Genomic DNA, 15,239 nt, shown 5'->3' on the forward strand with positions numbered 1-15,239 from the left:
CTACTGGAACGCCCTCGTTGGCGTGCTGAAAGAGCTGGGAAAAACTCTTTCCGATGAGCTCGGCCTGACCGACGCGTTCGATTGCGTGACGAAGGGTGATCTAGGAGCCTGTGGCGACACCGCGCTCAACATCCTCGGCAGTCTTCTTGGCGGCGTAGCCGCACGAATGCTGGCGAGATACGGTCTCCCGTGGAAGTGGAAGGAGGCCGCCGATCTTGCCAGAAAAATCGGCGGTTTGATTGCTGAGGGCATCGGACACATCAAGAACTGGCTGAACTCATTCGAAATGGTGAAAAAGGCCAGAGCCAAGGTCGCCTCCTTGAAGAAGATCGGCTGCAGCAGCTTCGTCCCCGGCACCCAAGTGTTAATGGCTGATGGCACCCATAAGCCGATCGAAGAGATCAAGATCGGCGATCAGCTAATAGCGACGGATCCAGTAACCGGTGAGTCTGAAGCCCAGCCTGTCCTCGCCTTGATGGTTGGCGAAGGAGAAAAAAACCTCGTTCGAATCAATGTTGACACTGACGGCCCCAGCGGTGACAAGGTCGGTATCATCATCGCGACAGACCACCATCCTTTCTGGGTCGCTGGGCAAGCCCACTGGTTCAACGCCGACCAAATCCGCTCTGGCATGTGGTTGCAGGCCGCTGTCGGAACTCTCATCGAGGTCACTACTGTCTCCAAGTGGACAGCCATCGATCAGCGTGTGTATAACCTTGCGGTCGCCAACAGCCACACCTACCATGTGGCTGTTGGCGGCGCTGACGTTCTTGTCCACAACACCTCCGCCTGTATTAGGATGGCATCGGCTATCGGCAATGATCCGTATCTCGTCCGTGCCGCACGGGAGGCTGGAAAGAGTCATCAGAAGAGCCTAGATCACCTATTCGAACAACTTGCCAATGGGAACATGAATCCAGGAATCGGCAATGGGTCACTGGCTGGAACTGACGTCATGTATGCCCGCGCACGGGACGGGGCACGTCTATTCTTCCGCAAGGTAGGCGACAAGATTGTGATTGTCGGCAAGGCGAACAAGGGTAATGAGCAGAAAGTGATTAATAGGCTAAATGATCTCTATGGCTGATGATGCCTACTACTCCTGGCAAGAGGCCGCGTTTACGGTGAACATCCTGCTCGCGGGCGGTGTTGATCCCGAGAACCTGGAGACTGGAGACTCTATCGTGACGCTTCCAGGCGGTGAGAAATACAGTGCGCTCATGATGACCAGAGAAGAGATATCTCGCGTCATGGATCGCCAACAAAGCTCAGCAGAATCTCTCGGTGGAAGCTACTTCTGCACCCCTGATCTGGTCGTCGTCAGATCGAGAGGAGTAGCAGCCATGATCGATATTGTTCGAGACTTGGTTGAATCCGAGGAAATCTCAAGACTACTTCCTCGGATATCTAACGATGGAATACTCGAAATTCCATCGAATTAATTTTTACCGGTTTTGGCTTGTGGCGCTCGAAAACTTGGCCGGGGCTTTTGACCTGGAGGTCGCTTGCGAGCGTGTGGGGTGCGGAAACTCAGCCGTAGCGGTTGACCTGGGGGTTCGTGGCTGGAGCATGATGAGGTCTCGGGCATCCTGCTGACGGTGTTCTGGTCCTCCCTCTACCTCATTCTCGGACGTGTTTTTCAGTTCCTGGTCCTGCTGGGTCGCGGTGATCGGGCCAAGGCGGCCGAGGTCGTGGTGCTTCGTCATCAGGTCGCCGTGCTGCGCCGTCAGGTGAACCGGCCTGATCTCCAGCCGGTGGATCGGGTCGTGCTGGCGGCCTTGTCGCGGCTGTTTCCCCGCTCGTCGTGGGAGGTCTTCTTCGTCACCCCGGTGACGTTGCTGCGCTGGTACCGCGAGCTGATCGCAGAGATCGGGTACTGCGCCTGCCGATAATTCCATCCGTCCAGGTCACAGCCTTGCAGTGCTTCTCTTGCAGGCAGGCTTCGGCTCTTGTAGGGAAGCCAGTGCGGCAGGATGACCGGTCGTGCTTCTTCGCCTGGCCTATCTCGCCGTCACGAAAACCTTCGCGGCGTTGCGGTTGCTTCCGATGGGAGATCGGGACAGGGACATCGAGATTCTCGCCCTACGTTCACCAGATCACCATCCTGGAACGGCAACTCGGCGCCGACACCCGGGTGAGATTCGCTCCCGAGGACCGGGCCTTCCTCGCCGCTCTCCTGGCGCCGCTGCCCCGCGACGTCCTACGTCGGCTGAGGCTCCTCATCCGGCCGGATACCGTTGTGCGCTGGCACCGTGACCTGATGAAACGGCGTCATGCTCGCGCCTGCGCGCCGAAACGGCGCGGGCGCCCGCCAACCATCCGATCCATCTGCGCCCTCGTCCTGCGTCTAGTCCGGGAGAACCCATCCTGGGGCTACCGGCGGGTCCACGGAGAGCTCGTCACGCTCGGCATCAAGGTGGCGCCGTCCACGATATGGGAGATCCGCAAGCAGGAAGGCATCGATCCGGCACCCGAGCGGGCGTCCAGCACGTGGGCCGACTTCCTGCGCTCCCAGGCCGAGGCTCTGCTGGCCTGCGATTTCATCGAGACCATCACTCTTGATGGGCGGCGTCAGTACATCCTGGCTGTCATCGAGCACGCCACCAGACGCGTCCGCGTACTCGGCACCCCGCCCACCCGACCGCGAACTGGGTCGCCCAGGCCGTCAGGAACCTGGTGATGGATCTGGAGGACACAGGTTGCCGGGTCCGCTACTTGATCCGTGATCGAGACGGGAAGTTCCCGGCGCTGATGGACGAGATCCTCGCCGAGGCCGGCATCCAGACCGTGCTCATCGGTATCCGGATGCCTGTACTGCTGCATAACTCGTTGCGATGTGCTTGATCTGCGGTTTTGCCCAGCGAAGGCGGTAGGGCAAGATCGGGGCTTGTGTCGGTTCGTCTGCTGTATCTGATCTTGATTCGGGTGTTTGGCTGGCTGGTGTTGCTGGGACGTGGTCAGGCGTCCAAAGATGTCGAGATCATGGTGCTCCGCCATGAGGTGGCGGTGTTGAAGCGTCAGGTCGTCCGGCCGAAGCCGGACTGGGCCGATCGAGCGGTCCTGGCGGCCTTGGCCCGCTTCCTACCGACGGTGCTGCGAGCTCATCGCCTGGTCACCCCGGACACGTTGTTAGCCTGGCATCGTCGTTTGATCAAACGCTCGTGGACCTATCCCCACCGCCATGGCCGTCCCGGAACAAGCAAAGAGGTCCGGGATCTCGCCGTTCGCCTGGCCCGCGAGAACCCGAGGTGGGGGTATCGGCGGGTACACGGTGAGCTGGTTCGGCTCGGCTTGCAGGTCAGTGAAGCGACGGTGAGACGGATCCTGCGCTCGCGCCGACACGGTCCGGCTCCCCGAAGCTTCGACACCTCCTGGCGGACGTTCCTACGCCTTCAGGCGAAAGGGTTGTTGGCCTGCGACTTCTTCCACGTCGACACGGTCTTCCTGAAGCGTCTGTACGTGTTGTTCGTGATGGAGGTGGAGACGCGGCGCGTGCACGTCCTGGGTGTGACCGCCCATCCGACGGGCGCCTGGACGGCCCAGCAGGCCCGCAATCTGCTCATGGACCTCGGGCACAGGGCCAGCTCGTTCCGGTTCCTCATCCGTGACCGTGATGCCAAGTTCACCGCCGACTTTGATGAGATCTTCGCCGGCGAGGGTGTCTCGGTGATGAAGACGCCGCCGCGGACGCCTCGAGCCAACTGCTATGCCGAACGCTGGGTGCGCACCGTACGAGCCGAATGCACTGATCGGATGCTGATCTACGGCGAACGCCACCTGCGATCAGTCCTGCAAGAGTACGCCGATCACTACAACGCGCATCGACCGCACCAGTCCCGCCAACAACGGCCACCTGATCAAGACGAGCAAGTTGTGGTGCCGCTGGAAGGCTGGATTCAGCGCCGGAAGGTGCTCAGCGGAGCGATCAACGAGTACTACCGAGCCGCGTAACTTACCCTATGAAACGCCAGCTCAGGCCGCGTGTACGAGTTTTGAAGCGGTACACCGCAACCTGCTCATGGACCTGCAGGAACGGACCAGTGCAGACGCGTGGAAATTCCTGATCCGTGATCGCGACGCCAAATACACATCGGCGTTCGATGCGGTGTTCACCGCGATCGGCGTGCGCCCGATCTTCACCCCGCCGCGGGCACCGCGGGCGAATACGATCGCCGAAAGATGGATCTTGAGCGTCCGCCGTGAGTGTCTGGACCGGATGCTGATCGTCGGGCGGCGGCATCTGCGGCATGTCCTCACCGAATATGTCGACCATTACAACCGACATAGACCGCACCGGACGCTGAATCAAACACCGCCCGATGGGCGAGCCGATCGCCCGCCTGCAACGGACTTGACGTGCCCCACGCGGGTGATACGCCGCGACCGCCTCGGTGGACTGATCCATGAGTATTCCCAGGTCGCATGATGTGACACAGTTTTCGGCACCAACAAGCTCCGCTGCGTCCCGTCCCGGACCGATCACTGATCAAAAACGAATCGCGAGTCTGACCATCCGTCGGCGAGACCGGCTCGGCGAAATCCTCCACGAGTACTCACATGCTGCCTGAACTGCACGGATGAAATTTTCGGCAGGCGCAATCCTCGGCGGCCTCGTTAACGAGTACCAGATCGCCAGCTGACACCTCCGAGAACCGGCAGGTCAGACATCGAATCCCATTATTGAGCCCCGCAGGATACAACGGACCTGGCAGACTCGGCAAATAACAGAGATTCAGTTCTTCGGCGGATGGTTGTGGAAGATCACCTGTCTACTGGGTCTCCGTTCCCATGTCTCGGGAACGCACATGCTTGACAGCGCCATGAGCGCCTCAACTACCCGGCCTTGGGGGAAGTCCCCACAGCCTGCGCGACGCCTCGTACCAGCACGGCAAAAGCATCGATCGCCAGGCTCCTTGGGCTCCTTCGCCTCGACCACCCGGCTTCATGTCAACGGCACCCGCTGTGATCAGGATTGGTGATGCGCATGATGCGGGCCCACCACAGGAGAGCGGCCGAGGCGAGGCATGCGGTGGTGAACCAGAGCGGGGATATGGCCGGTTCAACTCCCAGGCCACGGCCAGCGAACGCGTCCAGGTCGATACCGAAGGGCGCGTATCCGGTGCGGAAGAAGCCATATGGGACGCGGTTGAGGAACAAGCCGAGGGCGGTCGTTGCCACGACGGCGGTGAGTCCGGCCGTGGCGGTCAGGAACAGGGCGGTCATGGCCACCCGGAAGGTACGTCGGGTTTCCCGATTTGCCGCGATCAACACCAGAACGGCCACGCCTCCGGTTCCGGCGGCGAGTTCGAAGGCCCACCAGAGGCCCGACAGGGCGTCCCCCGCCAGGCGGGTCACCAGCTTCATCGGCACGTGCGGAGTGATCCACAGCAGATGGCCATCAGACAGATTGACCAGCGCGGGGACGATCGGCGCCGCACACGCGGCGAGCCGGGCCGCCATGGTCAGCCGGGCCGTCATAGCGAGTCCGCCCGGCTGAGCGGACAGCGGTAACAGCAGCGGTCTCGGTGGAGCAGGTCGGCTGTGCGGGTCGGCGAGATCATGGGCGGACCGAGCTATCCAGATCATCGACAGCACGCTGGCGGACAGGGTGACCGCCTCGCCGTACACGTTCTGAAGGCCAGGAATGAAACCCAGGGGGATTCCCGCGAGGAGGAGCACGATCGGCGCGATCAGGGAGGCGATGCCGTATCCAATGGTCGCGCGCCGCCAACGGCCGTCCTGCCACTGGGCCACGAGAATGATGATCATCCAGATCAGCCCCGTCAGAAGAATGACATCACCGGAGTCGGCCGTCGGGGCGGCGCGCCAGCCGAGCGTGGGGGACACCTTCTCCGCCACTATGAGCACGTTGCTCAACACTCCCGCGAACAGCACAAGGCTGGCCGAGGAACCCATGGTCCCCTTGAGCACCGGATGGAAGGCCACAGTGACCGCGAGCATCACCAGCGGTTCGAGCACTGCGGCCCACCAGGTCCAGGCCGGTACGGCGGCGTACACCAGCCAGCAAACCACCTGCGTGTACAGCACCCCTCGCAGCACCCGTACGCTCCGGTTCGCCCCCGGCCGTCGTCCCACCACCGGACCCCGCAGGCTCTGCCAGAGCGCCCAAGCCCACAGGCCACCGGTCGCGAGCAAGACAATCACTTTGGGCCACGTGGCTCCCTCGTCCGCCATGGACAAGGGACTGGACAATAACGCCTCGTCGATCTCGACGATGAGCATCAATCGCCAGAGAATCCGTATATCGCCGGTGATCAGCACGGACACGGCAGCGACCACGAGTGCCACCACGTACCCGCCCCCGACAAATATGGCGGGAACACCCAATCGATAGCGGCGCACGGCACCGATCCAGGAATCAAACACGGATGACACCACACCGATCTCTGGTCAGGACGGATGGCCGCGGAACGCGTCCTCCATCAAATGCCAGAATGACCGGAAGCGGGTCCCGCCGATCGCGGATGTGGTGTCGAGAAACCACGCCTCCCACTCACCACCGGAGGTGACTACGTACGGATTGAGCAGGTAGACGTTACCTTCGACGTCTTCGGAAATATGCAGTGTGTGCGGAATGTGGTCCCCGACTTCGAAGTGATCCGGGTCCTGCGGTGCGTCGTAGTCGAAGAAATAATCGCTGGGCAACTCGCGGATCTGGGTGCCCGGCGGGGGACCCCATTCCGCGAGATGCGGGGCGACGTCGCGAGTCCAGCCGACCTCGGCTATGGGCAACAGGTGAAGACTGGTGCTGGACTGTTCATCCCAGCCGTTGCTCACATGGAGAAACTGCCGGTAACTCGGTGGCAGGCGCCGACCGAGACGCTCTTCCTGCTGACGGATCTCAGCTTCACTCGCGGGATCCATACCCAGCCAATCAGGCGGATACGGAAGAGCATCCGGCCCGGCACAGGCGGTGCGGAGACGCTCAGCCCAAGGGTAGCGGGGAGTATCGGGGGCATTCATGGGACGGATTCTACGGTATGTGATCAAGAAACGCTAACCATAGAATGTCCTGCGGAGACCGGGAATAGCTGATGACCGACGATGCCAAGAAGACCGGCACAAGCATGCTGTTTCAGCGACATCACGTCGCCGGGACACGCACGAATGGAGTCGGCATCACGACGGCGAGCGACTTAGGAGTGAGGGAGGGTCGTCAAAAGGCCCTCCCTCACTCAGCTACGGGCTAGGGTTCGATCGACACCCAGAACTGATTGTCCCCGCCGACCCGGTAATGCGCATAGAACGATCGCAGCACATGGCCGTGATCAACATTCTGCTTATGATTGAGCGCGCGTACCGAGAAATGTCCCTCGGCCGCCGCGGCCCCTTGTATCGTGCTGGCGAAGGGGTACTCGTCGCACGAGTTCCCCATCCCTCGAGGAATACCACCGATCTGCCACGGCGGCAGATATTTCTGCGGCATGTAGTACTTGCAATAGTTCGTGCCGAAAGTTTTCGGCCAGAACTGTTCAGAGGTGGTTCCTTCGTCCAGCATCAACTCTCGATTGGAGAAGTAGCCACGGTTCTGCTTGGCCTCGGCTTCCGAGGCGACGCGCACTAGAGGGTCGCTCCACGGCTCGGCCCAGTTCCCCGGGATGTCCTTGCTTGTCCCGCCCACGGGTAACAACTTGGTGGGCGGATAGGAAGGTTCGTCCCAGTCGTGCCCGTCTCGCAGCGGCGGGAATGTGGCCGCGTTCGTTGCCGGATTCAGCGCTTCCTCGATGTGATCGATGACTGCTGGGAACAGGATGTCCTTGCTCTTCGACATCACGAAGACCCGACTGGCCGCCCAGTTGACGCACCCTCCAGTGTGCACGTCCGCTCCGAAGCCGAACTTCGCCCAGTCGCATCGGAACATTGGCACTTTTTCCATGAGCCCGACTATGGTGTTGTCGGTGTCGCCTTTCCGCCGGACGCCACGGTCGTCGCCGTTCTCGTCCCACAACAAACGGCTCCACAGCGAGAGCTTTGTCGGCCACACCACATCATCGAAGATCCTGACCGTGGGCAGGATCATGCACCAGTTGTTCCTCGTCGGGTCGTCAGGGCGCATCGCCCGCACGATAAATTCGGATTCGGGATCGCTGTACCATGCGGAGACGTCCTTGGTCTCATCGGTCCCGCTCCGCACCTCGCATTCCGCGCCCCAGATCGCGGTTGACGAGGCTTCCAGCTGCAAGCCGATATCCAGGCCCCTCAGTTCGGCCGATGACAACTTGACCGCGCCGTTCGAGGACTCGACTGCCATTTCGTCGAGACGCACCCATACCTTCATGTCCTGCGGTTTCAGGTCGCCCCACGGACTGACGATGCCGTTGCCGGTCGCGTCGCCGAGATAGCTGTGCATGACCCAGGTGGCCCGGAATCTGAACCGGTCGTCGTCGTCGAAGATCGCGCTGCCGAACTCCTTGACTAGTCGGCGGTAGATGTTGCCACTTGTCGCCGACTTCTTCAGCGTTCTCGTGATCGGGTCTTCTTCGAAGTCCTGAATGTAGAGATAGGCCGACCAGCAGGAGAAGTAGGGCGCCTCCTGAATGCGGGCCATTCCCTTCTGGACGAAAGGTGTGTTCTTGCAGCTCTGCACATTGATGTGCCCGTACTCGAAGTTGTAGACGGGGACGGCCGCGACTGCCGCCGTCTTGGCCCTACCTGACCGGAAAATCTGCGGAGTCGCAACGCCGACGCTGCGGGCGTACAAGTCGCTGACATCGGCACTGCTCAGCGCTCGCTGATACACCTCGACCTCGTCGATGCCCCCGACCATGGCCGTGCCGATCCGCAGCGAGGCCTGGGCGTCCCAGACGGGGAAGGACAACTGCGCGGTCCCGGCTTGTGCCCCATTCAGATACAAAGTGGCCGTTCGTGTGGCCGCGTCATACGTTGCCGCGAGGTGGAACCATTCATCCACCGGAGGCTCGACCTCCGACAAGACTCCCTCGATCGTCGCGTCCGTGGCGTCGGCGCTGGTGAAGGTGAACACCAGACCGTGCTCGGCGGTGTTGCCCAGCCGGAACGGTGCCTGGTGGGTGCCTCGCTGCTCGGCGACGGTGTAGTCGCCGTCCTTGTCGCTCCACTGTAGCCACGCGGCGGCGGTGAAATTCTGGTCGGTGTGGATCACCGGTCCGTCGGTCTGGGCCAGCGGTTCCTCGCCGGGCTGGATGACGTCGACGGTGAACTGTTGCCAATCTGACCAGGGTGACGTGACGCTCCCGGTGACCGCGCGGGCGCGCCAGCGCACCTTCCAGCCGTCGGTGAGCGTGTCCGCCGGGACCGCGACGGACGCCTGTGTGTCGACGGGCACGTTGTCGACATCTCCGGCCCAGATCTGACCGGTGCCCTGCGCCGGGGTCGACGGATCGTGCTCCACCTCGAACTCGGCCCGCAGCACGCCGCCAGCCGGATCGGACACCAGGGCCGAGAGGATCGGCTCGGTGCTGGAGGCCAAGGTGGAGCCGTCGACCGTCCGTGATGGGGTGAGGGACAGGTCGGTCACATCGGGCTTGGGCAGGGTGACGGTGAACTGTTGCCAATCTGACCAGGGTGACGTGACGCTCCCGGTGACCGCGCGGGCGCGCCAGCGCACCTTCCAGCCGTCGGTGAGCGTGTCCGCCGGGACCGCGACGGACGCCTGTGTGTCGACGGGCACGTTGTCGACATCTCCGGCCCAGATCTGACCGGTGCCCTGCGCCGGGGTCGACGGATCGTGCTCCACCTCGAACTCGGCCCGCAGCGCGCCGCCGGCCGGATCGCTGACCTGCGCCTGCAGGCTCGGTGTCAGCGTCGGGGTTATGGTCTGGCCTCCGACCGTACGCGATGGCGACACCTGCAGCGCGCCAACTCCCGGGTCGGGGTCCGGGGTAGGCAGGGCCACGGTGAACGTCTGCCATGACGACCACGCCGAGGCAGTGTCACCGCGGACCGCACGTACTCGCCACCGGACCTGCCACCGGTCGGCCAGCGCACCGGCCGGAAGGGTGACCGACGCTCGGGTGCCGGATGCGACGTTGTTCTGGCTGCCCGCCCAGATACCACCCGTGCCGTGGGCAGGGTCAGCCGGGTCATGTTCGACCTCGAATTCGGCACGTACGGGCTGGCCGCCGGGTTCTCCCACGAGCGCCGACAGCGATGGGGTAAGCGTGTCTGTCTTCGTGACCCCCTCCACGACCTGCGAGGGAGTCACCAGCGGCTGGGTCGCCATGGGCGTACGATCCGGTGCCGGGCTCCCGGCCGCCAGCGCCGCGATCTCGGCCGGGGTCAGGACCTTTTGGTAGACGCGGATGTCGTCGAGTTTGCCGTTGAAGACCGCGCCCAACGTCATGGTGCCGTTGGCGTTCCAGGTGAGGGGGACGGTGTTGGAGCCGATCTGCTGCCCGTTCAGGTACAGGTAGACCATTCCGGTGGTTCCGGCGGCCCTGTCGTAGACCCCGGTCAGGTGGAACCAGCGCTTGAGCGGCACCGTGCCCGCCCACACGCCGTGCCCGGTCGCACTGGAAGTGTCGTTGTTGTAGATGACGAACTCGAGCCGCTTCTGGGTGCCACCTTCGGTGCCGAAGAAGAACGACGGTTTCGCATTCCCCATCGGGCGGAAGACCTCATACCAGTTTGCGTCGTCCTCCAGGTTCAGCCAGGCCGAGACCGTATAGGACTGATCGGTGCGCATCACCGGACCTGAGGTGGCGGCCGAGTTGGGGTTGCCGGTGGCGGTCATCGCCCCGCCCAGGATGCCCGGCGTCCAGGAAGCGGTCCCGCCCAGCGTGGCCGAGCGGCCCGCGCCGGTGGCGTCCCCGGCCGTGGTGCCGGAATTCTCATCCAGCTTCCAATGCACGACCGGGGAACTGATCGGGGCCGGAGCCGCCGCCGGGTTCACCCGTAAGGTCTGCCAGGAGGTCCAGGCCGAGGAGGTGGACTGGCCCGGATTGACAGTTCGGGCCCGCCACCGCACCAGCCACCCGGCGGTGATCTCATCCGGGGCGACCGTCAACGCCGCGACCCGACCGCTGATGACCCCGGTCACCGAACCCGACCAGATCAGGCCCGACCCCTGCGCGGGCATCGACGGGTCGTGTTCGACCTCGAACTCGCCGGTCAGCGGCCCGCCCGCACCATCGGAGAGGGTCGCCGACAGCTGCGGCGTCAGCGAGGTCGCCGTGACCTGCCCGGACACCGTCGTGAACGGCAGCACCGCGGGCGAGGACACAGCTGGAGCCGAGCCAATGGTGTAGGTGACACTCAGGCTCGGCTTGGTCACGCCCTCGTTGGAGTCGAACCCGCGGTCGTAGTACGGCCGGCCGGTGACCGTCTCATCCACCCCGCGCAGCATCAGCCCATGGTTGGCCGTCCCCGACGCCCAAGCCTGCGCGAACGCGGTGGCATCCCAGCTCATGGCGCCCGGAACCGAACAGGTGGCGAAATCCCTGGCGATCTGCTCCCCGGCCGTGGTCGTGGCCGGCTTGTTGGCCCAGGTGATCGTGCCCGGGTCCCAGGCGGAGGTGATCCGCTGCACCCGGATCCCCGACGAGGAGTCCCCGCACCCCTCCCACCCCTTGCGCCACAACGTCAACGTCGCCGCGCTCACGTTCGCCCCCGTGATCGCGGAGGTGCTGAAATTCAGATACGCCCGCTCCACCCCCAGGCTGCCGACGTTGTAGGTACCCACCCACAGAAAGGAGTTGGCCTGATTAGCCGCACCGTTCGAGCCATAACTGCCGATCCACGTATCCGAGAGCACCGGCAGCGTCGTCGTCGGGTCCACGGTGACGGGATAACTGGTGGCCGGATCGGCCAGGAATTTCGCGTCCGGACGCAGTACTAGCACAGGACGACCACCCTCGGTCGCCAGCTCGGTTGTGAGCTTTCCCGGCCGCCCGTGGCCCGGCTCCCTACCGGACTTGCTGTCCGTCATCACCGGCTTGGGCGCTGCGGCGACATCCCTGCCTTCGGCATCCTTCAGGATCAAGCGCCCGTTCTTGGCTTGGGTCAGCGTCAAGCCCTCGGTGTGCACGCCGATCCTGATCTCCACCGGACCGCTCGGCGGTCGCCGCAACACCACGTCGTGACGGAAACCCGACGGCAGCACGGTCACCACCAAATCGGCACCAGCGCCCGCGGCATCAGCGTAGGTGACCACGTTACCCCGCACCGAGGGCTTGGGCAGGTCGGCGGGCCAGCTCAGCGCGTACGTGCCCTTAGCGGTCGCCATCCTGGCGAACGGACCACCGCCGCCATTGGAAACTTCCACCGCAACATCCGACCGCAGGGCCTTGGGCTTCAGCACGCCGTCCCGCTCGGCCAGGGTGGTGTCGATCGGCACCCATGCGCCGTCGCGTTGGGTCCGCACCGGGCCTGCGGCGATCTCCGTCTTGAACGTCTTCCCGTCGGGCTGCGCGTACGTGATGCTGGTCGCCGTCGTCTCGTCAGCGACCTCGACGGCCTTACCCTGCTTGGCTGCCGCCTGAGAGGCGGCGATCAACGCCTGCGAGGGCACGTTGGAGACCGCGTTCCCGCTCTTCCCGGCAATCCACGCCGCGGTGTCGTTCAAACTCGCATGGTGATCATTACCGGAGGAGTCGGCTGCGGTTGTCCCGGTGCCCTCATCGAACTTCCACTGGCCGGCAGTCAGCTCGACTGTGCGGAAGGACCACGAATAAGGATCCATCGTGTTGTCCCACAGGTCGATGGCTCCCGAGACTGTGACCGTGTACGTGGTCCCCGGGCTCAGCGGCTCCTGAGGAGCGAACGTCGTGATCGTCTGCGTCGCGTCGGGAACGAGCGTGCCGTCGATCGTCGTACCCTGCGAAGACTGGACCGAGATGGCGGTTTCTCCGACCGGCTCAGAGAAGGTGACCTTTACCTCCGCCCCGAGTGGCACCTCGGTGGTATCACTTGCGGGCTCGTGGGTCAGTACGCGCGGGGCGAACACGTCTTCCTCATCAGAACCTGACGTGTCTTCGCTGTCCGGGATGGGTTCTCCCAGATCGAGCATGTCGGAACTGACGTGATACGGCTCCCCTCCACGCTTGGCCTCCACCTTGTCGGCGACCGCCGGGGTGAGGCCCACCGGATCACCGTCTTCCGGCTCCGGTACGTAGATCGACCGCTCGACCGCCTCCTCGTACTCGGGGAAGGTTCCGAGAAGGGTGGGACTGGCGATGACAACCGTCTCCCGGCGCGCGGGCGTGTACTCGATGAACAGGACCGGAATGTGCTCGGGCATCTCCCGGTCGGTCGTGGTGCCGGTCTCCTGGGAGCGGTGCTGCCGCCAGTTGATTACGGCGCTCTCGGAGGGGGCCATCATCACCAGGCCGTGGTCGGGCGCGCCGTTCGCCCATTCCCGCACGATGTCCTCGATCGAGTAGACCAGCTCGCCCGGCCCGGGACAGCCCGCCGTGTCGCTGTAGCCGTACGTCTCGCCGACCTGGCCGTTCGTGGTGTAGCTGGGCTGGCCGCTGCCCCAGGTCATCGTGTTGATGTTCATCTGCGAGGTCACCCTGCGGGTGACGATGCCGCTGCCGATGTGCCCGCAGTTGGTACCCGCCGTGCCGGCGCCGCCGGAACGGTAGTTCCAGAGCATGTAGTCGGCGTTGTGGATGGTCGCGTTGTCGAGATCGGTGCCGTTGACGATGAACCTGGCGTAGACGCGGGCGATGTCGGCGCTGGTGGAGGTGGTGCCGACCCGCAGGTAGCCGTTGGAGTAGTTGGTCGAGGGGGTGTTCTTGGCGACGAAGGTGTCACCGGCCAGTCCCGCGCCCACGTCGATGCTGTCTATGGACAACGTCACCGGGTAGGTCACGTCGGCGTGGGACAGGAAGGCCTGGTCCGGCCTGAGTACGAGGCTGGTGCCCGCCGCCGTCTTCTGGACGGCGACCGGGACCTTCGCGGTCCGCCCGGCGTCGAATGACTCGGCCGCGACCGCGTCGACGGCCTGGACGTTCAGCGGCGGGCTCTTCGCCGCGCCCTGGGCCGACTTCAGTTGCGGTGTGCTGCCGTCAGCCGCGGTGCCGTACGTCATGCCTTTGGGTGGCGTCACCGGCATCGCCAACGTGAGCGGGACTGTCGGGCGCTCCCGTAGCACGACCTCCTGGGTGAACCCGTCGGGCAGGGCTCTGACGACCAGGTCCGCGCCCTTCGCGACCGCGTCACGGTAGGTGATCGTGTCACCGTCGACGGTCGGCGCGGGCAGTTTCCTTCCCCAGCCGACGACCGCCTTGCCCTCCGCTCCGTCGGCGGTGACGACGGTCGTGGAGTTCTTGCCGCCGAATGTCAGTGGCGTCTTGACGAACGTGGCCGAGTACGAGCCGTCCGGTCGCTCGGCGATCGTCGTGTCGATCGTCTTCCAGGTCTTCTTGCCGTTCTCGCCCTCGACCTCAAGATGGATGGGCGAGGTGTGAAGTTCGGCGTGGAGCGTCTTGCCGTCTGCGTTGGCCCACACCTTCATGTTCTCGCTGAAGCGCGACGGCACCTCGACACGCTTGCCGGACTTCTTGGCCGCCGTCTGGGCCGCCTCCAAAACCTTGTCAACGGTACGGCTCCCCGAGGAAGGAGGTTCGACCGTGGTGGAGAGCTTGTCGGAGGCGAGATCCGCCATGCTCGGCCACGGAGAGGTTGCTGACGGGGGGTCCTGGGCGATCGCCGGGGCGCTCATCAACGACAGGGGCAGTGTCAGAGCCGCGACTAGGGCGGCGCGACGGCGCGTTCGGGTGGTTGAACTCCACTTACTTGGTGATGTGTCCACTCCGACCGTTCGAACGTATGTATCAAAACGGAGTGATCATCGCATATCCCATAATGTAAGTAAAGATCATTCTCTATATCGGGTAAGGTAGGTTAGTTACGGGTCCGTGGCACCAATGGTTTCGGGCACGACCTGCGCGGCGTAAGCGCGCATCTCACGCATGGCCACCGGCCAGGACGGGCGATGGTCACGGGCGGCTTGCATCACTGTGCGCCCGCCGTCCACCACGGCGCGCCCACAGGCCCGCCTTAATCGCCCGGTCGTCCGCATCCCGGCGCCGACCTGGGGGTCTGCTCGGTAAAGGAACCGCGGGAACACAGGCGTTCCCGGCACACCCAGCGACGCTTGTGCCACAGCAGCGTGATCGGCTCGCCGCCCGCGCACAGGTCCCGTGGTGAGGTGAGCGCGCATTCCTTGACCCGGGTGGCGAGCACCCCGCACGCCGGGCACCCCCGCGCTGTCTCATCATCGGTGAACACGTGGA

At 64.0% G+C, this 15,239-nt stretch carries 11 protein-coding genes; 7 read left to right on the top strand and 4 right to left on the bottom strand.

What is annotated here, in order from left to right:
* From Acor_RS40335 to Acor_RS40365, 7 genes are all read left to right on the top strand, one after another.
* Positions 1-1,087: polymorphic toxin-type HINT domain-containing protein (locus Acor_RS40335; protein WP_218034806.1), on the top strand; the 1,087-nt coding region annotated here is incomplete at its 5' end.
* Positions 1,080-1,442: a hypothetical protein gene (locus Acor_RS40340; RefSeq protein ID WP_155342042.1), complete on the top strand. Its 363-nt coding sequence runs from the start codon at positions 1,080-1,082 to the stop codon at positions 1,440-1,442. The genes Acor_RS40335 and Acor_RS40340, both read left to right, overlap by 8 nt.
* 156 nt (positions 1,443-1,598) lie before the next feature.
* Positions 1,599-1,892, top strand: a complete 294-nt coding sequence (locus Acor_RS40345) for a hypothetical protein (RefSeq protein WP_174876266.1) — start codon at positions 1,599-1,601, stop codon at positions 1,890-1,892.
* Between the two features lie 368 nt (positions 1,893-2,260).
* Positions 2,261-2,680 (top strand): hypothetical protein, encoded by a 420-nt coding sequence (locus tag Acor_RS43860; protein ID WP_218034807.1) that lies wholly within the window; start codon positions 2,261-2,263, stop codon positions 2,678-2,680.
* Complete coding sequence (locus tag Acor_RS40355) at positions 2,680-2,844, top strand: hypothetical protein (RefSeq protein WP_155342043.1); 165 nt, start codon at positions 2,680-2,682, stop codon at positions 2,842-2,844. The genes Acor_RS43860 and Acor_RS40355 overlap by 1 nt, the downstream gene beginning before the upstream one ends.
* Before the next feature lie 45 nt (positions 2,845-2,889).
* The gene (locus Acor_RS40360) at positions 2,890-3,951 is read left to right on the top strand and encodes an integrase core domain-containing protein (protein ID WP_155342044.1); all 1,062 of its coding nucleotides are present in this window, start codon (positions 2,890-2,892) and stop codon (positions 3,949-3,951) included.
* A 67-nt stretch (positions 3,952-4,018) separates the two neighbouring features.
* Entirely contained in the window at positions 4,019-4,426 is a 408-nt protein-coding gene (locus Acor_RS40365) for an integrase core domain-containing protein (RefSeq protein ID WP_218034808.1), read from the top strand.
* Positions 4,427-4,947: 521 nt separating this feature from the next.
* Here the strand turns inward: Acor_RS40365 and Acor_RS40370 are convergent.
* From Acor_RS40370 to Acor_RS40385, 4 genes are all read right to left on the bottom strand, one after another.
* A complete protein-coding gene (locus tag Acor_RS40370) occupies positions 4,948-6,387 on the bottom strand; it encodes a hypothetical protein (RefSeq protein ID WP_155342045.1) in 1,440 nt (479 codons plus the stop codon).
* A gap of 24 nt (positions 6,388-6,411) precedes the next feature.
* Positions 6,412-6,984 carry an SMI1/KNR4 family protein gene (locus Acor_RS40375; protein WP_155342046.1) on the bottom strand — a complete coding sequence of 191 codons (573 nt, stop codon included), beginning with the start codon at positions 6,982-6,984 and terminating at the stop codon, positions 6,412-6,414.
* A gap of 223 nt (positions 6,985-7,207) precedes the next feature.
* On the bottom strand, positions 7,208-14,665 hold the full coding sequence (locus Acor_RS40380) for a DNRLRE domain-containing protein (protein WP_155342047.1): 7,458 nt from the start codon (positions 14,663-14,665) through the stop codon (positions 7,208-7,210).
* 338 nt (positions 14,666-15,003) lie between these two features.
* A partial coding sequence (locus Acor_RS40385) for a transposase family protein (RefSeq protein ID WP_170317349.1) occupies positions 15,004-15,239 on the bottom strand: 236 nt, incomplete at its 5' end.

The sequence above is a fragment of the Acrocarpospora corrugata genome, from assembly GCF_009687845.1.
In the GTDB taxonomy this organism is placed as follows: domain Bacteria; phylum Actinomycetota; class Actinomycetes; order Streptosporangiales; family Streptosporangiaceae; genus Acrocarpospora; species Acrocarpospora corrugata.

What these genes read in the sequence shown, in the direction of transcription:
- Acor_RS40340 (WP_155342042.1), top strand. Translation starts at nt 1,080, where the DNA reads ATGGCTGATGATGCCTACTACTCCTGGCAAGAGGCCGCGTTTACGGTG.
- Acor_RS43860 (WP_218034807.1), top strand. Translation starts at nt 2,261, where the DNA reads ATGAAACGGCGTCATGCTCGCGCCTGCGCGCCGAAACGGCGCGGGCGC.
- Acor_RS40355 (WP_155342043.1), top strand. Translation starts at nt 2,680, where the DNA reads ATGGATCTGGAGGACACAGGTTGCCGGGTCCGCTACTTGATCCGTGAT.
- Acor_RS40365 (WP_218034808.1), top strand. Translation starts at nt 4,019, where the DNA reads ATGGACCTGCAGGAACGGACCAGTGCAGACGCGTGGAAATTCCTGATC.
- Acor_RS40375 (WP_155342046.1), bottom strand. Translation starts at nt 6,984, where the DNA reads ATGAATGCCCCCGATACTCCCCGCTACCCTTGGGCTGAGCGTCTCCGC.
- Acor_RS40380 (WP_155342047.1), bottom strand. Translation starts at nt 14,665, where the DNA reads ATGAGCGCCCCGGCGATCGCCCAGGACCCCCCGTCAGCAACCTCTCCG.